Here is a 25,450-nt window from a genome sequence, read left to right on the forward strand (position 1 = left end):
ATCGGCTGGACCGCGGAGTGAGTAGGTTTAGGCTTAAACTGACAACATTGGGGACTCCCCGCCTTTTGCCTTCAACCGTTGAAAACGGTCAATTTGCCTTTATCTCCACAACCTCGCCTCGCCTCACCGCTCCGCCCCACCACGTTACGTCACGTCACGACTGCCGAATCTGTTTAAAAGAAGAAAAAAGCCCCTGCCCACTTGTAAAGTGAGCGCAGAGGCTTTATCGATTTGTTCTATTCCGTGCCGCCGAGAAGGCGAACCAACTCTTCCTCATCCTCCAGCACGGGAACGCCGAGGTCGCGCGCCTTGGTCAGCTTGCTGCCGGCGCTCTCGCCCGCAATGACGAGGTCGGTTTTCTTGGATACGCTGCCCGACACCTTTGCACCGAGCGCTTCCAGCTTTTTGGCGGCTTCGTCCCGCGTCATCAGCGTTAACGTACCGGTTAGCACAACCGTTTTGCCGAAGAGAGGATGGTTCGCGTCCGCGCTCGCAGCGGCCGGGGCGGCAGCTTCCGCCCTCACGCCAAGCTCGCGCATCCGGGCGATGCTCGCTTCATTAAGCGGGTCGCGGAAGTAGTAATAGATGCTCTCAGCGACGATGCCGCCGACGTCCGGCAAGCCGATCAATTCTTCCACTTCCGCGGCCATCAGGCGATCCAGGTCCCCGAAATGATCGGCCAGCATTTTCGTCGTCGCCTTGCCCGTATTCGGAATGCCGAGCGCGTTCAGGAACGAAGCGAGTCCGCGGGACTTCGACTTCTCCAGCGCATCGAGCAAGTTGGACGCCTTCTTTGCTCCGAACCGCTGCAATCCGACCAACTGCTCCAGTGTCAGGCTGTACAGATCAGCAGGCTCCCGAACGCCGAGCTCATCATACAACTGCTCCGCCGTCTTACCGCTGAACGTCTCGATATCCATGCAATCGCGCGAAGCAAAATGGGTGATTCGTCCGATAATTTGCGGCTTGCAGCCGAGACGATTGTTGCAGAACAGATGAGCTCCGCGCATCTCAAGCGGGAAGCCGCAGCCGGGACATACCTCGGGAACGGCGATCGCCGCTCCTTCCTCGTCATCCGCCTTGCCGAGTATTTCCGGAATAACGTCATTGGAACGGCGAATAAAGACCCTCGTTCCGAGCGCATTCAGCAAGTTTTTCCGTTCGATGTCGCCGATGTTGTTGAGCGTACAATTTTGCACGGTCACTCCGGCCAACTCGACAGCCTCCACGCGAGCAAGCGGAGTCACTTTGCCTGTACGGCCCAGCTCCCAAGAGACGGACTCGAGCACGGTTGTCGTTTCCTCGGCCTCGAATTTGAAGGCGACGGCCCAACGAGGAAATTTGTCCGTATAACCAAGCGCCTCGCGCGTTCTCATATCGGTCAGCTTGACGACCGCTCCGTCGATCAAATAATCCAGCTCTCCGCGACGTGCGACGATCGACTCAAGCTCCTTAACAAGGTCGTCCACATTCGAAAAATAGGCGATGTACGGATTCACCGGAAACTTATTTTCCCGCAGGAACGCCATCATCTCGCGGTGGTTGGCGAACGAAATTCCGTCCGAATAACCGACGTTGTAGAAGAACGCGTCCAGCTTGCGCGAAGCCGTCACCCTCGGGTCGAGGTTGCGGAGCGCCCCGGCGGCGCCGTTGCGTGCGTTCTTAAGCGGCTCCGCCGCCGTTTCGTTATACTTTTCCAGCACGGAGAGCCGCATAAAGCCCTCGCCTTGAACCTCGACCGTTCCGCCATTGTACCCGACCGTCAGAGGAACGGTCCGAATCGTACGAACCTGGGCCAAGATGCCTTCTCCGACTTCTCCGTTCCCTCTCGTCGCGGCCTGCGTCAACTCCCCGCCGTCATAAGTCAGATTAAGCGACAGTCCGTCGAACTTCAGCTCGACGACGTACTCCGGATCAGGGAGCGGCTGTTCCGGATTTTTGGCGTTGTAGTCGGCAATCAGCTTATTGACGCGCGCCAGCCATGCAGTCAGATCCTCGATATCCTGCGCTTTATCCAGGCTCCACAGCCGGGACAAATGGCGGTGAGGCTCAAAGCCTTTCAGAATGTCTCCGCCGACTCTACGCGTCGGGGAGTCCGGCAATACCGTGCCCATCGACGCTTCGAGAGCGGTCAATTCGTCGTAGAGAGCATCGTATTCCTTGTCGCTGACCGTCGGATTATCCTCCGTATAATAACGATGGCCATGCGCGTTTAACTCGTCCACGAGGTTCCGCATCCGTTCCAGCAATTCCATTTGCGCCATGCACGTTGTCCCCTCTTAATTAAAAGTAATCTCGGGCTTCTCTTAAGTGTGAATGTTCAACAAGTTCGAGTGGTCAAACTCCGACTTACTGAACAACATCTACGTCTATTGTAGCTCGGAAAGCCGCCAAATGATACCCGGGAGCCAGCCGCCTTCATTGAAGGAGTTGGAGCTTGTTCTAGACCCGACTAAGTCAGCTTGCAGCTCCAGCTTCCATGCCATTAGCCGCTCCAGGCCTACCCAGTCAGCTTGCAGCTCCAGCTTCCATGCCATTAGCCGCTCCAGGCCTACCCAGTCTGCTTGCAGCTCCGACTTCCGTGCCATTCGCCGCTCCCATCGCGAACTGAACTCTCCAGAAAGAAAAAACTGCATAGAATTTAATTCTACGCAGTTTTCTAAAAACCTTTGAATATTCTGTTTGTCGGAAAAGGCTAGCTTTGCGAGGCTTCCGCAGCAATCTCCGCGGCGGTCAGCGCATAGCGATACAGCTTGACTTCGTCGACCAGTCCGTCCATCGTCCGCGCGGAGTTATGGCCGATCGTTAGCGACAGCTTGTTGGAAATATCGCCGCCGAGCAGCGAGGCGTTCTCCCCGACCAGCACCCCGTCTACGTACAGTCTCAACCCGGCGTCTCGATCCGCGACGGCGGCGACATGGTGCCACTGGCCGTCCGCATATCCCGCAGAGGATTGTACCTGATCCGCGTTGCTGCCGTAATCGAGCCAGAAGCGGATCGTATCGTCGCTTTCGATTCGCAGGGCGTAGCTGGCATTCGTATCGCCTTTGTTCGCGATATATTTGAACGTGCCGGACACGTCGGTCTTGAACCAGGCGGTTAAGGTGAAATCGCCGTCCGTGCCGAAGTCGTAGGCGCCGGAATCCGGATCGCCCAGCTTGACGAACTGCCCGCTCCCGCCGAATCGAACGGCTCCTCCGGATCTGCCCGCGGAGCTGCGCGACGCACCGTTAAGCAGCATGCCGTATTCGTAGCCGTTGGCGTCATTGGCCGTCACAATCCCCGCACCTGACTCGTCGAAGCTCCAGCTTCCGGCCATGCCGCCCAAGCCCCGTACTTCCTCTTGGCCAAGGGCATAGTTGTAAAGCTTGACCTCGTCGATCAGCCCCTTCATCGTTAAAGCCGAATCGGCGCCGATCGTCAGCGGCAAAGCGGTAGTCACGCTCCCGCCGACCATCGTCGACGTCTGCGCGGCAAGCGCTCCGTCCACATACAGCTTCAGCCCGGCATCCCGGTCGGCTGCGCCGACGACATGATGCCACTTGCCGTCCGCATAGGAGGCGGCGGATTGCACGGCATCGTACGTGCTGCCGTAATCGAGCAGAAAGCGCAGCTTGCCGTCGGCTTCGAAACGAAGCCAGAATGCGGCATTCGTATCGCCCTTGTTCACGATGTATTGAATCGAGCCGGTATGGCTCGTCCGCACCCAGGCCGACACGGTAAAATCCTGCGACGTCCCAAAATCGAAAGCTCCATCGGCCGGGCTGCCCAGATCGACGCGATCTCTCGCCGCAGCGAAGCTCAGAGAGGCGCCGAAACGGCCCTCCGCGCCTGGAACGGCACCCAGAATCGCGCCGCTTCGTCCTGCTGCCGAATCGTCTGCGGCGACGGTGCCGGCCGTTTCGTTGAGCGCCCAGCTTCCCAGCAAAGAACGGTTCCACCAGATACGGGACACGATCGTGCTGTTAGGCTGCAGCGACTTCCATTCATTGCTCGTCACGATGCTCAGCTCCGGCGTCACGTCCAACGTTCCGAAGTTGCCGAGCTGTGCCCGGTCCGTCGTATTGGGCATGACGATGCGCTCGGTTTCTTTCATCAACCGCAGCGTTGCCGGATTCACCTCCGCCATCCATAGAGGCGCGCGGTAGCGGAACATATCTTCATTGATCGAATCCTGACGGGTGTATACGAGATAGAGGCCGTCCGGACGCGCGATCCAATGCATCTGCGTGTTCATGCTGCCGGACACGGGAGTGCCGTCCTCCCACAGCAGATCGACGGCAGGCTGCCAGAGCAGGCCGTCCGCGCTTTTGGCCAACCGATTATAGGAATCGTCCCGGCTGGTCAGAAAATATTCGCCGCCGAACCGGGTCAACGACGCTTCGATGCCCGATCGGTTGCCGTTCGACCCGGTGTTCGCCACTGTGCCGCTCATGCTCTGGTAGACCAGCGCGGTTCCGTCGAACGACGCGGTCACGACCTGCAAGGCGCCGGAACCGGCCGTCGAATGAATCGGCCATAGCACGCTGCCCGTCTGCTCGTCGACGTAAGGGTAAGAGCTTCCCGCATGACCGTATACGGGCGGCCAAGAGAATAACTGCCAATCGGCGCTCCACGCTCCGGAGGACGGATCGTATACGGCATAGGCGGGATAGGTTTGCCTTTTGCCATAGGAGGCGTCGTAGGTTTGAGCCATTCCGAGCAGGAGCACCTTGCCGGTGGCGGCATGGTAGACGGGTACGGGATCGATCAGCATGCCGCCGTAGCCGTTCGGCAGCGTCTTCCATTGATATTGCGGAATAACGGAATAAGGAGTCCAGCTCTCGCCAAGATCCGTGCTGATCGTATAGCCGATGTCGTAAAACACGTCGGTATGATTGTCGTTCAAATCCTGGGAGGCGGTGCATAGAATCGCCGGCCCGCCCGCCTCTCCCTGCCCGGGAATGGCGGCGCAGCGAGTGTGCGTCCACCAAAAGTCGTTGGAGCCGTCGTTCTCGTATATTCGTTTGGGCTCGATGAGATAGTCGGCAGCGGGCGAGGCCGCGGCGATAGGTGCGGATAACGCCAGAACAAGCAGCGCGAAAACGGCAAACGGACAAACGAAGCTTATAGCAGTCGCGTTATTTTTCATGGTATTCGTCAGCTCCTCGATCGAAATAGGCAGCACATGCGATTCAAACCATTCCGTTTCCTGTTCCTCTGGCGTTTACGCTCTTGTACCCGCCGCTTGTCGCAGCGTTCCGTTGCCTTCATAAAAAACGCGGATCGCCGCCGTCTCCTCCTCCGTCAACTGCTTAAGAGGCTGCCTGGTCTTCGGAGTGCGGATGATGCCTTGTGCGTAACAAATGTATTTCTCGTACGGAATGACGTCGAACCGAACCATGTGGGCGATGACCTCATTGGCCTCGGCCTGCAGCGCGGGGAGCTGCTGCCAACCTCCCCGCGCAGCCTCCCGATACATCCGGACGAACAGCGGCGCCATCATATTGTAAGTGCTGCCGATTGCGCCGTCGGCCCCGGTAAGCGCGCCGGCCGCATACACCTCGTCATGGCCGTTGAAGACGAGAAAGTCTTCGCCGCAGCGAGCGCGAATCTGCTGCATCTCGAACAGGTTAAGCGAGGTGAACTTGACGCCGATGCATTGGGGATGCCGCGCCAGCTCCTCGTAGAAGTCCATCGACAGCTGGACGCCGGTCGCGCCCGGGTAATGGTACACGATCATCGGCAGCGGCACGGCCGCCATAATGGCATAGTAGTGCTCCTTGATCTGGTCCGCCGTCGTTTTATAGTAGAACGGCACTACCGCGGACATCGCGTCGACGCCTTGCCCGTGCGCATGCCGCGCCAACTCGATGGAGGCTTCCGTGCCGATCGACCCGATATGGGCGATGATCTTCGACTTCCCTTCCGCCGCACGCACGACCGTCTCCAGCACCGCCTTCCGCTCCTCCCCGCTCAGGATGAAGCCCTCTCCGGTGCTGCCTCCTACGTAAAATCCCGTTACCTCCTGCTCCTGCAAATGCTGGACAAGACGAACCAGCGATTCGTGGTCGATGCTGCCGTCCTCGTGCATCGGCGTAACGAGCGCAGTGTAAATGCCTTTGAAATCGTTCGATTGGGTCATCTTCAACAGCTCCTTTTATGTGCGTCCGTCGGAAAAATCAACCTTTCACGCTTCCCGCGGTCATGCCTTCGATCAAATATTTCTGAATAAACGCGAACAGGACGATAATCGGCAATATGACGATGACGCCGCTGGCGAGCAGGCCGCCCCAGTTCGTGGAGCCCATGCTTTCCATCAGCTCGGCGATGCCGACCTGAACCGTCTTCGCTTCGATCGAGTTCGTCAGAATGAGCGAGTACTGGTAATCGTTCCATCCGAGAATAAAAGCGTACAGCGCGATGGATACGAGTCCCGGCAAGGCGAGCGGAATAATGACGGTGAACAGCGTGCGCCATTTGCCCGCTCCGTCGATAGCCGCAGCCTCCTCAAGCTCGGTCGGAATCGTGCGGAAAAACCCGCTCATGATCCATACCCCGACCGGAATCGTCAATGTGCCGTAGATCATGACCAGAATCGCCTTCGTATTGAGCAGCGAAAAGGCCGCCGCCATTTTGTACCACGGAATCATAATCAGCGGGCCTTGAATCATCTGCGCCAGCACGATCAGGACGACGACGAGTCCGACGCCCGGCACCTTATAGCGGGCCAGACCGTAGCCGCTAATACAGGAGATAGCGCCGGTGATCAGCGCGGTAGCGCCGCAGGCGACGATGGAGTTGAGCAGCAGCCGGGGCAATCTCAGCCCCGCGTCGCCCAGCGCCCAACGGTAATGCTCCCAAGTCAAGTTGTCCACGATCCAGGTCGGTACGGACAGGAAAATTTCGTTGTCCGGCTTTAGCGTCGTATCGATCAGCCAAGCGAACGGCAGCAACGTAAAAGCCATCAGCAGCGCGAGCCAGACGTAATTGGCCGTTCTTTGGACCAACGTTTCTTTCATAATGCGTCACCTCTATTCCAGATTCCGGCCGAACAGCCGGGCGTACAGGCCAACGAGAACGAGCACCATCGCCATGGACAGTGCGGCGATCGCGGAGCCTTTGCCCAGATCGAAATACACGAACGAATTCGTATACAGATAGGTCGGCAATATGCTGGTCGCATATCCCGGCCCGCCGTTCGTCAGCGCCCAGATCATCTCGAATTTCGTCCAGGAGGACACGATGCTGACCAGTCCGGTCACGTACATGATCGGCTTCAGCATCGGCAGCGTAATTCGCGTAAACCGCTGCCAGGCGGAGGCGCCGTCCATATGGGCCGCCTCAATCATTTCCTTGGAGATGCCCGTCAAGCCGGACAGCATCATCAGCGTAATGTAAGGAAACCCCTTCCACGCCGACGTCAGCAGCAGCGCGGGCCAGACCAACACCTCGTCCCCGAGCCAGACGATATTTTCCGAGATGAAGCCGGCCAGCTTCAAATAGTGGTTAAACAGCCCGTAATGACCGTCGTAAATCCACTTCCAGACGATGCCGATAATGACGACGGGCGACACCCACGGAACCATCATCAATCCCCGCCACAGCCCTCTCATCCGGATTTTCCCGAACAGGATCAGCGCCGCCGGAATGGCGATGGCGAATTGCAGCACGGTGGAACCGAGCACCCACACTAGGCTGTTCTTGAATATACGCCAGAAGGCGTTGTCGTTCATTAGCAGCTCCTTGTAGTTGTCGAAGCCGTTAAACGTCATGCCGCGCCCGGAAATAAGCGAGTAGTCGTACAAGCTCAGCCGGACCGTCTCCACCAGCGGATAAAATTGAAAGATCACAATATAAAGGACGACAGGCGCCAGTAAAAAATACCCGAAGCCGAATTCCCGAAAAAACGCCGAAGCGCGTCTCCGCCGCTTGCCGAGCGACGGAGCCCGTTGTTCCATCCGCAGTATGTCGGACATATCTCCCGCTCCCTTTCTCTGCTCCGTACCCCTTGAAGCCAAGAGGAGCCGCAGTGCCTCGGCACGCAGCTCCCCCGGAGTCCGGCCCTATTCCAGCTTGGCCTTGATTTTGTCTATGCCGTCCTTGATGGCGGCGTACGTATCCTCGACGGTCGCCTTGCCGGTCAACAGCTTCACCATCTGCTCCTGCACGACGACCTCCATCTCGCTCTGTCCCGGAATCTTGTCCATCGGGACGCCCGATTCGTCCAGCAGACGGCTGAAATCGTTCAGCAGCGTCTTGTGGCCTTCGATCGCCTTCGGATACACCTTCTCGGCCTTCTTCATGATCTCGTCCAGGCTTGTGCTCTTGATCGCCGTTACGTTAACGACGGATGCCGCCGTACTGTTGAATTCCTGGGACGACCATTCCTGCATCAGCCGCCAGGCGATCTCCTTGTTTTTGCCATTCTTGAACATCGCGATGCCGACGTTGGACACCGGCGCCTTGGCCGAGGAGGAAGACGGACCGTGCGGGTAAGCAATTGTCCGCGACACGTTAACGATATCCGGATTGATGCTGTACACGTTGGCTGTGAAGAACGTCCCCGCCGCGATCATGCCGACTTCGCCGTTGCTGAACGCCCGGAACATCTCCGGATAGCCCCAGGTGAGGTGCGCCTTCGGCTGATACGGCTCAAGGTTTTGAAAATGGCGCAGCGTCTCCAAATATTTGTTTTTGCTCGCATCCGAAGTATCGCTCAGGAGCAAGTCGTTGCTGTATGCCGCCGTGAACGGCACGCGGAAGGCGAACCGGGCGGTGCCCAGCGGATAGCCGAAGCCGTACTTGCCGTCCTTCGTCATCGCCTTGGCCGCTTGCTCGACGTTCTCCCAAGTCTGCAAGTCCTCCAGCTTCATCCCCGCTTCGTTCAGCATCTGTTCGTTGACCATCAGCGTGAAGGAGTTGGCGAGGTTCGGCACCGCGTAAAGCTTGCCGTCCTCCTGGGCGTACTCCATCGTGCCGGGGAGGAAATCCTCCTTCTTAAGCTGCTCGCCCTCCCGCTCGAAGTATGGCGTCAAATCCTCAAGGCCGTTCAAGCGAACGAGATTCGTCACGTCCTGCGTCTGCGTCAGATCGGGTACGTCGCCCGAATTGAGCATGACCGCCAGCTTCTTCTCCATATCCGCCCACGACAGATACATATATTCGATATTGACGTTCGGATATTTCTCTTTCATTCTGGCCTTGAACTGCTCGGCCAGCTCCTTCTCCGCCTCGGACGTTCCCGGATAGACGAAGCGGATGTCCGCCTTGACCGTGCTCCAGTCGATCGCTTCTCCGCCTGCCGATGCCGGCTGGCTGCTTCCGCTCTCTGCCGCTTCGTTTCCGCCCGACGCTCCGCACCCGCCGATCAGCAGCGTCAGCGCCAGCGCCGCCGCTCCAAGCCCGAACCCCTTTTTCCCTCTGAGCATGCTTCCCATCATCCTCCCGTTTCGACTTGCTTAGCTTGTGCACACTCTCATCTTACTCGCCGCCTCCCAAGCCAACAATGCGGCAATTTCAAGATTTGGTGGACTTCGTCAAGAACCTCGTCCCCGGGAGCGATTCCCTTATTGAATGCCAGGAAAGCGTTTGCTAATGTAGTAGAACAAGAGATCACGCCTTACTGCCGACGGAGGAATCGCCATGTTCGTATTCAGACAATTGCAAACTAAGCTGTTCGTCTCCTTCGTCCTGCTCGTCCTTATCCCGCTGCTCACGCTCGGCTTCTTCTCGTTCCGCACGGCTACCTCCTCGCTGGAGAAAGAGACGAAGCAGAATCAGGCGCAGACGGTGCGTCTCATCGGCAACAACATCAAGCTGATGCTGGACGACGCCGGAGAGATGACCTCTTATATTATGAACAACGTCAGCCTGCAAAGCTTGCTGAGCCAGGATGGCAACGGTCCGGTCAGCGTGGAGCAGGCGGCGGCGCTCGCTTATCTGGACAACATCAAGTCGGCCAAGAAATACGTCAGCTTCCTCGTGATTTACGGCAAGAACGGATTTCTGTACCGGGATTTCAGCGAATTTTTCCGCCAGGTTATTCCGTATTCCGATTTTATCGAGATGCCGCTGTATACGGCGGTCGCCGCGCGGGACGGCGAAGCTTTCTGGACGTATTCCAGCACTCCTCTCTTTACTTACGGGCACAGCTATAACGAGATTATGGTCGGACGCCGCATCGTGGATCTGTACGACCGGGACAACAAGCTCGGACTGCTGTTCATGGGCGTCAACCGCGACTCGATCGGCAACATCATTCAGGATATCGAGATCGTGCGCTCGTCCAACATTTTTATTTTCGACGACAACTACAATCTCGTATCAAGCAAAACCCGCGACAACGAGCTGAGAAAAACGCTGACGAACGACATCGGCCTGAAGCAGAAACTGTTCCTGGAGACGCATTCGGAAAATTACGAGATCGGCGGTAAAAGCTACGCCGTCGCCAGCGCCGTCGTCGAGCCGTACAACTGGAACATCGTCAGCCTTACGCCGATGGAGGTGATCCGCAGCGAGCACCGCATCGTGCTGAACGCGACGTTGGCGCTATCGCTGTCGCTGCTCGCCCTCGCGGCGATCAGTTCGGTATTCCTGTCGCGAACGATTACGAAGCCGATCAAGCTGCTGCTGCGCTCGATGAACAATTTCAAACGCGGAGATTTCAACCAGAAGGTCGAGGTCGTCTCGCGCGACGAGATCGGCCTGCTTACCCATAAGTACAACGAGATGGTCACGGAGACGAACAGCCTGATTCAGAAAGTATACGTCAGTCAGACGAACCAGAAAATGATCGAGCTGAAAACCTTGCAAACCCAGATCGAGCCGCATTTTCTGTACAACACGCTCGATTATATTTTCCTCAATTCCAAGATGAACGGGGATGAGAAAACGGCCAAGGTTACGCAATCGCTGACCGAGCTGTTCCGGCTTTCCCTGAACAAGGGGAAGGATTACTATACGATTCGGCAGGAGATCGGCCAGGTGAAAGCCTACATTCACATTCAGCATGCCCGTTTTCCGAACCGTTTCGTGCCACGTTACGAGATCGATCCGGACATTCTGCCGTTCTACACGATGAAGCTGCTGCTGCAGCCGTTGGCGGAAAACGCGATTTTGCACGCGTTTAACGCGAAGCGCGAGCGGCCGGGCACATTGACGATTACGGGGCGGAAGCTGGACGGGGAACGGGTGGAATTCATCGTCGAGGACGACGGCTGCGGCATGGAGGCGGAGCTGGCGAATTCGCTGCTGTCCGGGGACGGCGGCGGGCTCGGCGAATCCGGCGGATCTCGCGGAGGCGGCGGCTCCGGATCGCCCACCGGAAAGAGCTCCGGCTCGGGGTATGGCATTCGCAATGTCAACGAAAGGCTGACCATGCTGTTCGGTGCGGAATATGCCCTGCGCATCGAAAGCGAACCGGGCCGCGGAACGAAGATCAGGCTCGCCATCCCGCTCCTATCCGACGACAACGAATGGAGGCTGCTCTATGAAAATCATGGTCGTTGACGACGAGCCAATTGTGCCCCAGGCGCTGCGCGCCCTTATCCCTTGGGAGGAGCACGGCTTTACCTGGCTGCCCCCCGCCGACAACGGCGCCGAGGCGCTGGAGCTGATCGAGCGGGACAGGCCCGACTTGCTGCTGCTCGACTGCCGGATGCCGGGCTTGACCGGGCTGGAGCTGCTGGAGGAAATCAACGCGCGCGGGCTTCCGATCAAATCGGTCATTCTGAGCGGACACGACGAGTTCGTATATGCGCAGCAGGCGATCAAGCTAGGAGCCCTCGACTACCTGCTGAAGCCGCCGGACCTCGATCAGCTGCTCCATGTCGTCTTGTCGGTCAAGCAAAGCTGGGAGGAGGAACGGAAGCTCAAGCATCAGCTCACAGATCATCTGCCGATGGTTCGCTTCCGCTTCCTGACCTCTCTGCTGGAAGGCGCCCGTTTTAACGAGGAGCTGTTCGAGGAGAAGACGGGTTTTCTGCAAATTCCGTTGCGCGTTGGTCCCATCTATCTGGCGATCGTCGACCTGGAAGAGGATCCGGACGATCCGAAAAACTATTCCTACGAGGATCAGCAGCTCATGAACTTCGCCGTGTTGAACGTCTCCGAGGAGACGCTGGCAGCGTGGCCGCACAAATTCATGATCTGTCCCGGGCACAATCGGTTCGTGCTGCTGGTTAACGTCGCGGATGCGGACAAACGGAAGTTCCGCAACGATCTGCGCGCCCTTGCCGATAATCTGCGGACGACGCTCCGCTATTCGGCGATGATCGGAGTTTCGGCGCATGGATCGAGCCTGAATACGGAGGGAAAAAGCCTCTATCAATCGGCCAAGACGGCGCTGGAGTACAAATATTACACGGGTCCCGGCGAGGTCGTGTTCGTGGAGGATCTCGAATGGGAGAACGTCGTCGCCCCCGATCTGGAGCTTCCCGCTTCCGCTCCCGTCGATGAAGCGCTTCAGCTTGCGCTCAAAATCGGCAGCCCCGAACAGCTAGACGCGTGGCTCGGCGACTTTATCGTTCATTTGAAAAGCAGCGATTACCCCGTTCAGGTGACCAAGTCGATCGCCGTTAAGCATATGGTGACGGCAGCGGACTCGCTGGCGACCATGCATCCGAAGCTGACCCTCGACGAGCTGCTGCCTCCGCCGCAAATCTCGCTGTTTTTCGCGGCGGCCACGCTCGACCAGTTGGCTGGAGAGCTGCGCCGCTACTTGGACGGGCTGCTGCGGCGGACGCTGGATTTGCGCAAGGACGGCAAAAACGCGGTCGTGGAAAAAACGAAGCTGTTCATCGCCGAGCGCTTTCGCGACAACATCACGCTGGAAACGGCCGCTCAAGAGGTGCACATGTCCCCCGTCTACCTCAGTTTTCTGTTTAAGCAGGTCGAAGGCGTCAATCTGTCCGACTATTTGACCGAGACCCGGCTCGGCGAGGCAAAGCGGCTGCTCGCGACCACCTCGCTGAAAAACTACGAGGTTGCGGTTCGCGCCGGCTATGCGGACGAGAAGTATTTCAGCCGCTTGTTCAAGAAGAGAACGGGATTGACGCCGACCGAATACCGGAATCGGGAAGCGTGATAAAGCCCGGCAGCGCGGCTCCGAGGAGCTCCGCTGCCGGGCTTTGTAGTTAGACTTTGGTTACGGGAGCGAACGCCGCAAGCAATCGCTTGACGCCGGTCGGCGCCGGGAAAGCGATCTGCAGCTCGGCGTCGTTGCCTGTTCCTTTGACGGAGACGACGGTTCCGACGCCCCACTTGGCATGCTGCACCTTGTCGCCGGCTGCGATCGCCATGCCGTCTCCGACCGGCTTGGCCGCGGAAGGCGTCTGCGGACGGGCAACCGATGACGAGCCGCCTGACGAGCCGCCGTTCATCGGAGAAACGGTTGGACGCGCTCCTAGACCGGAAGGCGGATAACCGCCTCCTCCTCCGCTTCCCGTCGTCGAGCCGGAACCGGTGTAGGAGGAGCCTCTCTGAGAGCCGTAGCCCGAACCTCCGTAAGAGGAACCGGAGCCGCCTCCGCCTATCCGAGAGCCGTAGCCTCCGTATGAGCCTGGACGCGCCCCGCCTGCCGGCGCAAATGCCTCCTTCAGCTCGTTCGGGATTTCCCCAAGGAACCGGGACGGCGCATTCGAGCTTGTGCGGCCGTATAGCAGTCTCATTCTTGCGCAGGTCAGGTACAGTTTTTTCTCTGCGCGCGTAATACCGACATAAGCCAGCCTCCGCTCCTCTTCCATCTCCTCGTTGTCCATCAGAGAACGGCTTCCCGGGAAGACGCCCTCCTCCATACCGACGATGAAGACGATCGGGAACTCCAAGCCTTTGGCGCTGTGCATCGTCATGAGTATGACGGCGTCGCCGTCGTCTTCCTCGTCCTCGCCCATCGAATCGATGTCCGCGACAAGCGCCAGCTCCGTCAGAAAGCTAAGCAGCGATTTGTCTTCGTTGCGTTTCTCGAATTCCTGGGTAACGGACAGGAATTCTTCGATGTTTTCCAGCCGGGCCTTGGACTCAAGCGTATTCTCGCGCTGCAGCTCCAGCCGATACTCGGACAGTTCCAACAGCTTCTCGGTCAGCTCCGTTACCGACAAGTAGTCGGTCATCGCACTGAGGTTACGGATCAAATCGCGGAAGCTGCCGAGCGCCGCCTTGGCCCGATTCTGGATATCGAGGTGATACAGTCCGTCGCCAAGCAAGCCGTCCCCTTCGTTCAACAGCCGCAGAATCGAGATGCCTTTGCGGGTCGCTTCCGCCTGCACTTTCGTCATGGTCGTATCGCCAAGCCCCCGTTTAGGCTCGTTGACGATTCTCAGCAAGCTGTTGTCGTCATCCGGATTAGAGATCAACCGCAGGTAGGACAAAATATCTTTGATCTCTTTGCGATCATAGAACTTGATGCCGCCGACGATCTGATATGGGATTTCCGACTTGATCAAAATTTCCTCAACGACCCGCGACATCGCGTTTGTTCGATACAAGATCGCATGATCGCCGTAACGTCGGCCGCTCTGACGATTTTTGCGAATTTCTCCGGCGACGAAATAGCCTTCCTCATGCTCTGAATCGCCTTGATAAATCGTAATTTTGTCCCCGCCGGCCTGGTCCGTCCATAGATTTTTCGCTTTGCGGCCAATATTATTCTTAATAACCGAGTTGGCGGCGTCCAGAATGTTCGAGGTGGACCGATAGTTCTGCTCCAGCAAAATACTGCACGCTTCGGGATAATCCTTCTCGAAGTTGAGAATGTTCGTAATGTCCGCGCCCCGCCAGCGGTAGATCGACTGATCGCTATCCCCGACGACGCAGAGGTTGTGGTGCTTGCTGGCCATCATTTTACAGAGGGTATATTGCGCTTTGTTGGTATCCTGGTATTCGTCTACGTGAATATATTTGAATTTGTTCTGATAGAAATCGAGCACTTCGGGGGCGTCCTTGAACAACTGGATCGTCAGCAGCAGCAGGTCGTCGAAATCGAGCGAATTGTTCGCCTTCAACCGCTTCTGGTACTGCGTATAGACTTTGGCGACGATCGATTCGAAGTAGTCTCCCTGCCGCTGATCGTACTGCTCCGGGGACACCAGCTCGTTCTTGGCGGCGCCGATGGCGGCCTGAACGGCTTTCGGCTCGAATCTTTTGACGTCGAGGTTGTTGTCCTTCATGATGTTGCGGATAACCGACAACTGGTCGCCGGAATCGAGGATGCTGAAGCTCGTGCCGAAGCCGATTTTATCGATATCCCTACGCAGAATACGCACGCACATCGAGTGGAATGTGCTGACCCAGATGTCCCGGCCGGATGGGCCGACCAGCTTGGATACGCGCTCCTGCATTTCGCGCGCCGCCTTGTTCGTAAACGTGATGGCCAGAATGCTCCACGGCGCTGCCAGACGTTTGGAAATAATATAGGCGATGCGATGCGTCAGTACTCTCGTCTTGCCGCTTCCCGCCCCCGCCATAATGAGCAGCGGGCCTTCGGTCGTGACCGCCGCTTCCTTCTGCCTCGGATTAAGTCGATTGATTGAATCGTCGATATCGATGGAATGTTCGTTATCCCTTTCGAAGAACATCTTTTTGCTCCTTTACCGCTTGGTTAACCGCGTTAACTGTAGCCAACGCGGCAGCCAGATTTTCGTAAATGATATTGCCTACGACAACCGTATCCGCTCTCAGCGCCGCTTGCGCCGCCTTGTCGGGGCTGTCGATGCCCCCTCCGTAGAAGAGATGGGCTTGATGCAGCGTATCGCGGATGGTCCCGAGCAGCTCCATATCGCCGAACGTCCCGCTATACTCGACATACAGCACCGGCACGTTCCACAGTCTGTCGGCCACTTGAGCGAAGGCGACCGCTTCGGCGGGAGAGATGTCGGCGTCCGCTTCGGTCAGCTTGGCGACGGTCGCATCCGGATTTAGTACCAGATACGCTTCGCCAACGATCGAATCCCATGGCAGCAGATGCCCGAATTCCCGAATGGCGGCCGCATGATGGCCGATCAGCCACTCGGCCCGCTTCGTATTCAGCACACTCGGGATAAAATAACCGTCGAAGCCCGGCACTCCGCACGCCGGATCGGACAGCTCGAATGCGCAAGGAACCTCGTACCTGCGTATCCGGGCCATCAGCTCCACCGTGTTGTCGAAGGTCACCCCGCTCGAGCCGCCGACGAGGATCGCATCCGTACCGGAGGCGCATACCGCCTCCAGCGCTTCGTCTCCGATGTCCCTGTCGGGATCGAGCTTAAACACATGTTTCCAACCGCTATAAAATGAGGGGCGCATACAGCCTCCATAATTCCGCATAATGTAAAATGCCGGCAAACGATTCCGCTCTAATAGAGTCGGCTAACTAGGGCGTGTCTGAATACTCCGAGGGCAGCAAATTTTGCCGAATTTTCGTTCCATGCAAGGAACTTTTGTGAAGGCGTACCGGAGGTACGTCAAGCAAAAGTGACGCAGCAGGGGAGGTGAAAGGTGCCCCTGAGCGGGTTTTCAGACACGCCCTAGTAGAGGGACTCAAAAGTAACGTAATCCAAACATCGGAAACCTGCAAGCTTGGCCAACATGCTTGCAGCTGCGTAACCTCGTGGTTGGACGCTCTAAGCTTGGCCAGCACGCTTGCAGCTGTGTAACATCGCAGTTGGACGCTCTAAGCTTGACTAGCACGCTTGCAGCTACGTGAACATCGCGGTTGGACGCTCTAAGCTTGGCCAACGCGCTTGCAGCTGCGTAACATCGCGGTTGGACGCTCTAAGCTTGGCCAGTCGTATTACGCATCTCCAGGCGAATCATTACGTTATTTAGGGATCGCTCTTCTAGTTAATAGTCTACAGGAAATCGGCCGCTCTTCCAACCTGGGAACTAGAACTAATTTAGCCTCGGCTCAAAGTGGTGAGCGAGGCAGTCATGAACGATTCATTCGAAATAAATCTGAACGAATAAGCACGTAGGACGGTCTAATACCTGCCGTTCGACCCGATCCCAGGCGAATAAGACCGCGCAGCGGTCTTATCGCTCACATCCCGGCTCCGTTCAGACGAATAAGACCGTGCGGCGGTCTTATCGCTCACATCCCGGCTCCGTTCAGACGAATAAGACTGTGCGGCGGTCTTATCACCCACATCCCGGACTCGTTCAGGCGAATAAGGCCGCGCGGCGGTCTTATTCCAGCCGTCCGTCCCATTGCAAGGCAGATAGGTAAGCAAGTCGCTGGGGAAAAAATTATGAAGTCATCATTTCATAAGCAATGTCTTCTGTCTTCTTGAACTTCCTCGTCTTGAATGCAGCATGTTTCACGATTAATTCCTTATTCTTGATTTCAAAAGTAAAACCTTCGCCTGAGAGATTGCCGTTTTTTAAAGACAATCGAACATAGTTTGGCTTGGCGGAGCCTTCTTTTTCTACCCTCGCCCACCACTGGTAAAACAGAACTCGTTCTGTTCGATCCTCATTTTCCCATACCCCTGAAAATTCAATCATCATTTGTATATACTTCACATATTTCCGGCTCAACTCATCGTTTGCAGCTCTCGACAGCAGCAGATTCGCATGATGAAATTTGCCTTCTTTATATTGGTCAATTCCGTAAGCGGAATTCACTTTTTTGAGGAACGCCACTGCCTCTCTATGATCCTGCAGCTCCTTGAGAACATCGATAGCTTTCGTATATTCTTTTGCGGAAAAATGGCGCTTGCTTATGTTGAATTTTGCTTGGTAGAGCAGCTCCTCGCTGTCCGAATAACTTCCGAGCTCTTCGTATGCCTGCGCGGCGTTCTCATAATTTTCCGCATTCATTTGCCGGGCGGCCCTCTGGTATTTCCTTTCCAAGCTACCCTGCGAGGAAAGCTGCAGCTCGATCGTATCCCGAAACTTCCAGAAGGATTCCTTAACGCTTACATTCTCCGATTCGGTATATTTGATCACCCACATAATGACAATAAAGACCGCGGTCGCCAGCAACAGCAAATTTCTGCCTAATCCTCCCGGCTTAGAGGAAACGGGAGCGGTTTTCTCGTAGCTGGTCACTTCTTCGCTGCGACTTATCTCTTCTTCCTCTTCTTCGCGACCTGCCTCTTCTTCCTCTTCCTCTTCCTCTTCCTCTACTCCGAGGTCTGTCTCTTCTTCCGCTGACGCTCCCGGCTCCTCTATCCGCGTTCCGCACAAGCGGCAATAGAGATCCCTCTCGGTCACGGGCTGTCCGCACTGGACGCAATTCATCGCATGTCCCCCTATTCAAACAACTATAGAGTATCATGCTCTCCCAAATTCAGGCAATAAACATCTCCGCTGACGACTTTTTTCGGGATCGATGGAAAAAGTTCAAGCCGGCGGATAGGCCGCCGGCTTGTTCGTTGTGGAAGTGCGCAAATGGGATTATTCCTGAAAATTGACGTCCCGTTAGAGGTTAGCGTCCCAGCTTTTCCTCCAAATAGGCCCGAACCTCATCCCGCAAGTCCGGACGATCAAGCGCAAAATCGATGATCGTCTTCAAGTAGCCGAGCTTCTCCCCCGTGTCGTACCGAGTCCCCTCGAACTTGTACGCATAGACGGACTCGTCGTGCATCAGACGGTAGATCGCATCGGTCAATTGGATTTCTCCTCCGGCCCCGACGTCCTGGTGCTCCAAAATATCAAAAATCGCAGGCGTTAAAATATAGCGCCCGATAATAGCCACGTTCGACGGTGCGTACCCCGGTGCGGGTTTCTCCACGACCCCGCGGACTTTCATAATCCGTCCCCCGTCGCCTCCGGACGGATCGGGATCGACGATGCCGTAGCGGGACACCTCTGCGTCCGGCACTTTCTTCACGGCGAGCACCGAACCTTGAACCTGATCGTACACGTCAATCATTTGCCGCAGACACGGTACTTCCGACTGGACGATGTCGTCACCTAGCAGTACGGCGAACGGCTCGTTCCCGATAAACTTGCGGGCGCACCAGATCGCGTGTCCAAGCCCTCTCGGCTCCTTCTGGCGAATATAATGAATATCAATCAACTCGGACGGCTTCTGAACCTCCGACAACAGGTCCAGCTTGCCCTTGCTCAGCAAATTGTGCTCCAACTCGAACGAGCTGTCGAAATGATCCTCGATAGCGCGCTTGCCTTTCCCGGTCACGATCAGAATATCCTCGATGCCTGCGGCAACCGCTTCCTCGACAATATACTGAATTCCGGGTTTATCGATAATCGGCAGCATTTCTTTCGGCATCGCCTTCGTCGCCGGAAGGAAACGCGTTCCCAGTCCCGCCGCCGGAATAATCGCCTTGCGAATTTTCATCTTGCAGGCATCCTCTCTACAATTACATTGCGAGCTCGCCCGCCCTGCGAGAGGACGGCCCTGGAATGGATGGCAGCCGTCCGACCCCGATGCAGACAACTCCCTGCGCATTCAGGCTCTCGGCGTCCAAGATATTCCTTCCATCCATAATTATAGGCCGATTCATCCAACTTTTAAAGTTATCTGCCTGAATATGCCTGAACTCGCTCCAGCCAGTGACGACAATGGCAGCGTCTGCGCCGCAAAGCGCCTCCTCCGCGGATGCGCAGATCGCGACCGAAGCAGGCAGCACGGAACGGGCCGCAGCGACGGCTTCCGGATCGTATGCCGTTAATACGATGCCGGGATGGCGGCGACTCAGCTCCGCGATGAGGCGCAGCGACGGCGCGTCCCTCATATCGTCGGTTCCCGGCTTGCAGGAAAGACCAAGTAGAGCCACCTTGCGGCGGGCCGGGTCGGACAGCGCCGCTTCCAGCTTGCGTACCATGCGCAGCGGCAGCATTGCGTTAGCGCGAACTGCGGCCTCCACTAGCGTCTGGGGCGCTCCCGCATCGTCGGCCATACGGACGAGCGCGTGGGAATCGCGCGGCATGCTGGAGCCGCCGAAGCCGAGACCCGCTTCCAGAAAATACGGCCCGATCCTCGGATCGAGTCCAAGCGATTGCGCCACCAAAGGGTAGTCTGCTCCGACCTGCTCCGCGAATGCGGCCATCTCGTTCGCGAATGAGATTTTGACCGCCAGGCAGGCGTTGGCGGCCAGCTTAGCCAGCTCGGCGCTTCTGCGATCTACCGCAATAATCGGTCCCGGTAGTCTGCGATGAAGCTGCGTAAGCCGATCCGCCGCTTCGGGGGTAGCCGTCCCGATCACAATCCGCGCCGGCTCGAAAAAGTCGCGAACCGCGTTGCCCTCCCGCATGAATTCCGGGATGGACACCACTTCCACCGCGCAGCTTGTCGGCAGGCGGCCGCGCAGACGCGACTCGGCCCTCTCCGCGGTGCCGACCGGCACGGTGCTGGCGATGGCGATCAGCCTTGGGCGACCGTCGTCGGCCGACCATGCCTCGATGCGGTCGATTACCTTCCAGAGCGCGGCGAGCGACATATCGCCGCGCTCGTCCGCAGGCGTAGCGACGGCAATAAACAGCAGCTCCGCCTCGTTCATAACAGCCGACGGATCGTTACCGAAGCTTAGCCGTCCGGCAGCAAAATTCCGCAGTACAAGCGATTCCAACCCCGGCTCTCGATAGGGAACGATTCCCTGCGACAACTGCGCGATCTTCCCTGAATCGCCATCCACGCATCGCACTGTATGTCCGAGCTCCGCAAACCCCGCACTCATCGTCAATCCGGCCGCGCCCGCTCCCACAATCGCCATTTTCATATTCCGAGCCTCCTCTATGTCCAGCGCACTCATGCGCAATGTTGACTTGAACCGATTGTAGCATCGGAATGAAAACGAGAATGCGCGATTGTGTTAGCGGAGTGTAAATTATGCGCAAAACCCCGCCCCCGCAGCGAGCGGGAACGGGGCCTGGTCATGCCGTTTATTTCACCAGTTGACCTCTAGTAACGCCCAACTGGTTGATCGCTTTAAGCTTGCGCCAAACCTCGGTGCCGGAGATACGGCCATCGATGGCGGCGCGGTAGAGGGTGAGCACCTCGTGCACCTTGTCGGCGCTCTCTTCGAGAAACTCGACGCGATAGGAGCGTACGCCCAGCTCCATGAACAGGTCCAAGTACTCCGAGCCGGACTGCTCGATTGCGTTGTAAACCGTATTGCGGCAGCCCTCGTCCACGCGCACCGGATGGGACATCCCGATCCGGTCCTGTAGCGACGCCCGCTTCTCTTCGCACGGACGGCCGCAGTTGGTGTAGTTCGTGCCTTCGCTCATGAACGTGCAGTAGACGCAATGCTCGGTATGGAACATCGGCATATGCTGGTGAATGACGACCTCCAGACGGGACGTGTCCGCCCGGCGCAGCATATCGACCATCTGCTGAATGTTCAAATCGTAGGAAGGCGTCACCCAGTCCAAGCCCGCTTCGCGGAAAAGATTGACCGTCTTATGGTTCGCCACGTTCAGCGAGAAGTCGCCGATCAATAGCGGATGCTCCTGCCCCGGATTCTCCATGCGATTCTTCAAATAGTAGTACAGCGCCCCGGTGTTGCGTACAAGCACGGCATCCGGCTTCAGGTTGAGAATGTTGCGATGGTAGCCGTTCTCGCCCGGCATATGAATGCGCGGCGTCACCAACGCAATTCTCTTGCCCGCCTCGCGGCACACTCGAATCGCATCCGGGAACTGCTTAATAAATTCGAAGTCGGCGTAGATCAGCTCGACCTCCGTCTTCGCCACCGCTTTGACCTGTTCCAGCGTCCGACACAGCGCGGTCAGCTTCACCTCGCTTGGCTTCACGCTGACATCGACGGCATCGGAATCGAACGCATCGGCAAACTCGTCGATTTGCCGCTTCACATATTGCGGCGGCAGCTCCCGCATCGCCTCAAGCTGCTCGACGGCTTCGCGGCGCATCCGGTTCAGCTCGCTCTTGGGCACGATGACGTCGCCCTTCAGTCCGACCTCGAGCTGGTCCAGACGGTACAGAGACCCGCCCAGCCGGCCCAACTGCTCGCTCAGCACCTCGTGTCCGAGCGGCCGCTTCTCCGCGCGTTCCAGAGGCATTTCCGACTCAACGGCCACGGTCGTTCCCTTGCCCGTATCCGTCCAAATCGTTCTAAGCGGCACGCCCTCCTGTCCGAATACCGAGACGGCCAGCGGGAACGTGCGATACGGTTTCTCCGTCTCGAAGCTGGCGCGCAAACGGCGATCCAACGCCGGATCGCTTGTCTTCCAGATCCGGTCGCCCTCGTGCACGCGGTTGAGGTCGATGTCGTTGCGTCCCGGCACGATCTCGATTCGCAGCCCTTCCGCCGCTTCTCCCTCCAGCTTGGCTCCGGACACCCGCACGTCGTAGACGCGTCCGCCTTCTTCCTTCTTCGTCGGATCGCCCGCATCGAAAACGATGCCGTCGCCGCGTTTCAGCGGAGCTTCCAGCTTGCAGATCACCGCGTCGCGCAATATTTTCTCGACTTTGCCCAGATAGACGCCGCGGCTCTTCGGGAACGTTCCTTCCACAAGCTGCTTGTTGTTCGTCCCTTCCAGAAAACCGTGCGTAAAGCCGCGCGAGAAGCTCTGCTGCAGCTCCCGGACCTCCTCCTTCGAAGGCCCGTTCTCGTCTCCGGCGAAATATTTATCAATCTCTTTAGTGTACTTGCTGACGACGTTAGCCACATACTCGGGGCTCTTCAGCCGCCCTTCGATCTTAAACGAGGCGACGCCTGCCTCGATCAGTTCCGGCACGATGTCGATCGCGGCCAGATCTTTCGGAGACAGCAAATACGCAATGTCGCCCATCGGCTGCTGCACGCCGTCAACCATCAGATCGTACGGCAGTCGGCACGCCTGCGCGCATTCGCCGCGGTTCGCCGAACGTCCGCCCCAGACCTCGGAAGTGAGACACTGTCCCGAGTAAGAGACGCACAGAGCGCCGTGCACGAACACCTCCATCGGCAGCTTCGCCTGCTCGCCGATTTTCTGAATTTGCTTCAGATTGTTCTCCCGGCCGAGCACAACCCGTTCCATCGCGAACGGTTTCGTAAATTCGACCGCCTCGGGCGACGTAATCGTCATCTGGGTCGAACCGTGGATCGGAAAATCGGGCGAAATCTCGCGGATCATTTTCACCAGGCCCAAATCCTGAACGATCACCGCATCCACTCCGGCGTCGATGCACGCTTCGATCAGCTTGCGCGCTTCCGGCAGTTCGTCCTCGAAGACGAGAATATTAAAGGTAAGAAAACCTTTTACCCCGTACTTGTGCAGAAACGCCATAATCTCCGGCAGCTCGTTCATCTGAAAATTGTGCGCCCGCGCCCGCGCGTTAAACTTCTCCACGCCGAAAAACACGGCGTCGGCCCCGTTGGCCACCGCAGCCCGCATACACTCCCAATCCCCGGCCGGGGCCAGCAGTTCAATATCTTCACGCCGCAAATCGGCTTTGTCCACCATGTTGTACCATCCTCCAAACCGCTCCGAACGAGCGGTATTCGCTGATCTCATTATTGCGCTTTACGGCCGATCAGGTCAAGGAAATTGGGTTTCCAGCCTCGCCATAACCAAAGAGGCCGCCCCTCGTCGACTCCACGGGAGCGACAGGGCAGCCTCTCTTATTCTTGACTCCGATTTAACGAGTAAATGCGAACGTGCTGAGCGCCGCCTCCATGTTTTTCACATTAAAGTCGCTGGCGTTGGCCAAATAGTAGAACCCCCATACGTTGTACACTTTGTCGCCCTTGAGCACGAAATAATTCGTAATCCGATACGGAGTGCTGTCTTTATTGTTGGTCTTATCCTCGAAGACGACCTTCTTGGCGGTAAATCCGGCGAATTGGACGGTTGTGTTCTCGATGATTTTGAATTTCGTATTTTTCTCTGAGCGCTCCTTATAAAAGCCGTCAATCGTCGACGTAAGTTCGCTCAACGTAAATGATTCCTCGTCCCAATAAGTTACGCCGGCAAAAACTCCAGTCGTGCCGTACTCCATCTCGGTCTCTTCCAGGCTTTTCTTATCCCCTGTCCAATACTGCGGAAGCGTGATCCGATAACCGTATTTCTCGCTCGTTCTCGTCACGACGGCGCTGCGATCGATATTGTCCAACTCGTCGGCGAGTTCGCCAAAATTGCTCTCTACCGTCGCAAAATCAGCCTTCATGGAACGAAGTACGTTATCCAACAAGTTGGACTGGGCGGCCGGGGAATCCTTCGGATAGGCTAGCTCTGTATAATAGCGGTACTCCCCCTCGATCGCGAAAATCTCGTACTCCTCCCACCACTTCTCCGTATCCCAGGAATAAGCAAGCTTCATCAACTTGGCGGACACGCCGTTCCAGACGACGTTTTTGATTTCCGGCTCCTTCCGGAAAGCCGTCGCGAAAGTCTGTTCGAAGCGAGCTTGCTTACGCTTAATCCACTCATCCAGCGTATCCCCCGGAACAAGAGAGGTGACGTCTAGGTACAGATACCCGCTATCCTCCAAATAAAACCACGGAATGGAGGCTTCCGTGTCGGTCTTCCACTCTTTGGGAAGCTTGACGCTGAGCCCGTAATCCTCGTCGGCAAACGTCTTGAAGCCGTTGACGATCTGCGTCAAATCTTTGACCGAAACGTCCGAGCGGTTAAAGGCAGTGCGGAAGCTATCCAGCAATCCGGTGGATTTCGCCAACTCCTGGGCCGTCTTCGCCTTCTTACCGAAAATGACGATATACAAAGAGTCGTTCGCTTGGATTCCCCGATATTCGAAGAAGAACCCTCCCTTATTCTTCGTGGTCACCCGCTCGTAGGCTGCGGCTCCGCTTCCGACCGTCTTTTTATCGACGACTTTCTCTCCCTCGTCGAAGTAGCCGTAGATCGTATCCCGCGTTTCTTCCATCGTCAGCTTGTCCTTCGCTTCCTCGACGATAACGGCCAAGTAGTATTCCTTCTTCACATCCTCGAATACGACGATATCGCCGTCCTGCGTCTGCGAGCTCATCGTCAAACCGGTCGGATAATTCATCGACCAGCCGTAATAGCTATCTCCGATCTTGGATTTGCCGGCATCGGTGTCGATGTTCTTGCCCCCGGCGCTCTTGTCGTTGACGGACACAAACTTCAGCACGAGCTCCTGCGTCGCCGCATCCTTCGCCAGCGTCGCCTCGAAGCTCTTGGCGATAATCGACAGCGGAACCATCGTGACTCCCTGTTTGCTGGCCGGAGCGACCGGAAGCGTCGTTTTCTTCCCGTCGATCGTTGCGTCTTTGCTGCCCAGAGTAACTACGATTGTATGAGTGCCGTAAGTGAGCTTAATAATTTTGTTGTTCGTCAGTTGAACCTTAGCTCCGAATCCTTTCTTATTCGTAAACACGCTGAGAGGAACCATAACGGTACCGGATTCTTGATACGGAGGTTGAATAGATACGGACTCTCCGTTGATTTTCATCTGCTTGCTGCCGACCTTCAGACGGATTTCCGTCTTGCCCGGAGCCTCATCCGCATAAGCCGGAATGGCGCTTACCGCCAACAGTACGACCGTCAGCAGGAGCATAACGAAGCCTTTTCCTTTATGAAGCATAAATAAATGAACCCCTCT

16 protein-coding genes are annotated in these 25,450 nt (G+C 57.0%); 2 read left to right on the top strand and 14 right to left on the bottom strand.

The genetic code is table 11. From position 1 onward, the window contains the following. Positions 1-236: 236 nt before the first annotated feature. The 7 genes from ligA to J4772_RS32860 all read right to left on the bottom strand — a co-directional run bounded on the left by ligA (position 237) and on the right by J4772_RS32860 (position 9,410). On the bottom strand, positions 237-2,255 hold the full coding sequence (ligA, locus tag J4772_RS32830; RefSeq protein ID WP_209077578.1) for an NAD-dependent DNA ligase LigA: 2,019 nt from the start codon (positions 2,253-2,255) through the stop codon (positions 237-239). A gap of 114 nt (positions 2,256-2,369) precedes the next feature. Next, on the bottom strand, positions 2,370-2,588 hold the full coding sequence (locus tag J4772_RS32835) for a hypothetical protein (RefSeq protein ID WP_209073083.1): 219 nt from the start codon (positions 2,586-2,588) through the stop codon (positions 2,370-2,372). Positions 2,589-2,695: 107 nt separating this feature from the next. Further along, positions 2,696-5,131 carry a LamG domain-containing protein gene (locus J4772_RS32840; RefSeq protein WP_209073084.1) on the bottom strand — a complete coding sequence of 812 codons (2,436 nt, stop codon included), beginning with the start codon at positions 5,129-5,131 and terminating at the stop codon, positions 2,696-2,698. Positions 5,132-5,206: 75 nt separating this feature from the next. After that, positions 5,207-6,124: an N-acetylneuraminate lyase gene (locus J4772_RS32845; RefSeq protein ID WP_209073085.1), complete on the bottom strand. Its 918-nt coding sequence runs from the start codon at positions 6,122-6,124 to the stop codon at positions 5,207-5,209. 37 nt (positions 6,125-6,161) lie between these two features. Then, positions 6,162-7,001 (bottom strand): carbohydrate ABC transporter permease, encoded by an 840-nt coding sequence (locus J4772_RS32850; protein ID WP_209073086.1) that lies wholly within the window; start codon positions 6,999-7,001, stop codon positions 6,162-6,164. 12 nt (positions 7,002-7,013) lie between these two features. Further along, positions 7,014-7,958 carry a carbohydrate ABC transporter permease gene (locus J4772_RS32855; RefSeq protein WP_209073087.1) on the bottom strand — a complete coding sequence of 315 codons (945 nt, stop codon included), beginning with the start codon at positions 7,956-7,958 and terminating at the stop codon, positions 7,014-7,016. Between the two features lie 87 nt (positions 7,959-8,045). Then, positions 8,046-9,410 carry an ABC transporter substrate-binding protein gene (locus J4772_RS32860; protein ID WP_209073088.1) on the bottom strand — a complete coding sequence of 455 codons (1,365 nt, stop codon included), beginning with the start codon at positions 9,408-9,410 and terminating at the stop codon, positions 8,046-8,048. A 214-nt stretch (positions 9,411-9,624) separates the two neighbouring features. On the opposite strand from J4772_RS32860, the gene J4772_RS32865 reads away from it, so the two are divergent. Further along, positions 9,625-11,490 carry a sensor histidine kinase gene (locus J4772_RS32865; protein ID WP_209073089.1) on the top strand — a complete coding sequence of 622 codons (1,866 nt, stop codon included), beginning with the start codon at positions 9,625-9,627 and terminating at the stop codon, positions 11,488-11,490. Beyond that, positions 11,471-13,066: a response regulator transcription factor gene (locus J4772_RS32870; protein WP_209073090.1), complete on the top strand. Its 1,596-nt coding sequence runs from the start codon at positions 11,471-11,473 to the stop codon at positions 13,064-13,066. Before J4772_RS32865 ends, J4772_RS32870 begins: the two co-directional genes overlap by 20 nt. Positions 13,067-13,115: 49 nt before the next feature. Here the strand turns inward: J4772_RS32870 and pcrA are convergent, their stop codons facing one another. From pcrA to J4772_RS32905, 7 genes are all read right to left on the bottom strand, one after another. Beyond that, positions 13,116-15,554 carry a DNA helicase PcrA gene (gene pcrA, locus J4772_RS32875; RefSeq protein ID WP_209073091.1) on the bottom strand — a complete coding sequence of 813 codons (2,439 nt, stop codon included), beginning with the start codon at positions 15,552-15,554 and terminating at the stop codon, positions 13,116-13,118. Then, positions 15,535-16,263 (bottom strand): heptaprenylglyceryl phosphate synthase, encoded by a 729-nt coding sequence (locus J4772_RS32880; RefSeq protein WP_209073092.1) that lies wholly within the window; start codon positions 16,261-16,263, stop codon positions 15,535-15,537. The genes pcrA and J4772_RS32880 overlap by 20 nt, the downstream gene beginning before the upstream one ends. 939 nt (positions 16,264-17,202) lie before the next feature. Then, entirely contained in the window at positions 17,203-18,198 is a 996-nt protein-coding gene (locus tag J4772_RS32885; protein ID WP_209073093.1) for a zinc ribbon domain-containing protein, read from the bottom strand. 187 nt (positions 18,199-18,385) lie between these two features. Further along, a complete protein-coding gene (gene galU, locus J4772_RS32890; RefSeq protein ID WP_116060562.1) occupies positions 18,386-19,261 on the bottom strand; it encodes a UTP--glucose-1-phosphate uridylyltransferase GalU in 876 nt (291 codons plus the stop codon). Positions 19,262-19,283: 22 nt separating this feature from the next. Then, positions 19,284-20,642: a UDP-glucose dehydrogenase family protein gene (locus J4772_RS32895; protein WP_209073094.1), complete on the bottom strand. Its 1,359-nt coding sequence runs from the start codon at positions 20,640-20,642 to the stop codon at positions 19,284-19,286. A 163-nt stretch (positions 20,643-20,805) separates the two neighbouring features. Beyond that, positions 20,806-23,331, bottom strand: coding sequence for a U32 family peptidase (locus J4772_RS32900; protein WP_247740918.1), 2,526 nt, complete (start codon positions 23,329-23,331; stop codon positions 20,806-20,808). 175 nt (positions 23,332-23,506) lie between these two features. Then, on the bottom strand, positions 23,507-25,432 hold the full coding sequence (locus J4772_RS32905; protein WP_209073095.1) for a stalk domain-containing protein: 1,926 nt from the start codon (positions 25,430-25,432) through the stop codon (positions 23,507-23,509). Positions 25,433-25,450: the final 18 nt, after the last annotated feature.

It is taken from the genome of Cohnella sp. LGH, assembly GCF_017671885.1.
Classification (GTDB): domain Bacteria; phylum Bacillota; class Bacilli; order Paenibacillales; family Paenibacillaceae; genus Cohnella; species Cohnella phaseoli.

Bases quoted from the DNA above. Each gene is read 5' to 3' on its own strand.
- J4772_RS32855 (WP_209073087.1), bottom strand. From the start codon at position 7,958: ATGTCCGACATACTGCGGATGGAACAACGGGCTCCGTCGCTCGGCAAG.
- J4772_RS32900 (WP_247740918.1), bottom strand. From the start codon at position 23,331: ATGGTGGACAAAGCCGATTTGCGGCGTGAAGATATTGAACTGCTGGCC.
- J4772_RS32880 (WP_209073092.1), bottom strand. From the start codon at position 16,263: ATGCGCCCCTCATTTTATAGCGGTTGGAAACATGTGTTTAAGCTCGAT.
- J4772_RS32865 (WP_209073089.1), top strand. From the start codon at position 9,625: ATGTTCGTATTCAGACAATTGCAAACTAAGCTGTTCGTCTCCTTCGTC.
- J4772_RS32835 (WP_209073083.1), bottom strand. From the start codon at position 2,588: ATGGCACGGAAGTCGGAGCTGCAAGCAGACTGGGTAGGCCTGGAGCGG.
- J4772_RS32850 (WP_209073086.1), bottom strand. From the start codon at position 7,001: ATGAAAGAAACGTTGGTCCAAAGAACGGCCAATTACGTCTGGCTCGCG.
- J4772_RS32845 (WP_209073085.1), bottom strand. From the start codon at position 6,124: ATGACCCAATCGAACGATTTCAAAGGCATTTACACTGCGCTCGTTACG.
- J4772_RS32895 (WP_209073094.1), bottom strand. From the start codon at position 20,642: ATGAAAATGGCGATTGTGGGAGCGGGCGCGGCCGGATTGACGATGAGT.
- J4772_RS32840 (WP_209073084.1), bottom strand. From the start codon at position 5,131: ATGAAAAATAACGCGACTGCTATAAGCTTCGTTTGTCCGTTTGCCGTT.
- ligA (WP_209077578.1), bottom strand. From the start codon at position 2,255: ATGGAATTGCTGGAACGGATGCGGAACCTCGTGGACGAGTTAAACGCG.
- J4772_RS32905 (WP_209073095.1), bottom strand. From the start codon at position 25,432: ATGCTTCATAAAGGAAAAGGCTTCGTTATGCTCCTGCTGACGGTCGTA.
- pcrA (WP_209073091.1), bottom strand. From the start codon at position 15,554: ATGTTCTTCGAAAGGGATAACGAACATTCCATCGATATCGACGATTCA.
- J4772_RS32885 (WP_209073093.1), bottom strand. From the start codon at position 18,198: ATGAATTGCGTCCAGTGCGGACAGCCCGTGACCGAGAGGGATCTCTAT.
- J4772_RS32870 (WP_209073090.1), top strand. From the start codon at position 11,471: ATGAAAATCATGGTCGTTGACGACGAGCCAATTGTGCCCCAGGCGCTG.
- galU (WP_116060562.1), bottom strand. From the start codon at position 19,261: ATGAAAATTCGCAAGGCGATTATTCCGGCGGCGGGACTGGGAACGCGT.
- J4772_RS32860 (WP_209073088.1), bottom strand. From the start codon at position 9,410: ATGCTCAGAGGGAAAAAGGGGTTCGGGCTTGGAGCGGCGGCGCTGGCG.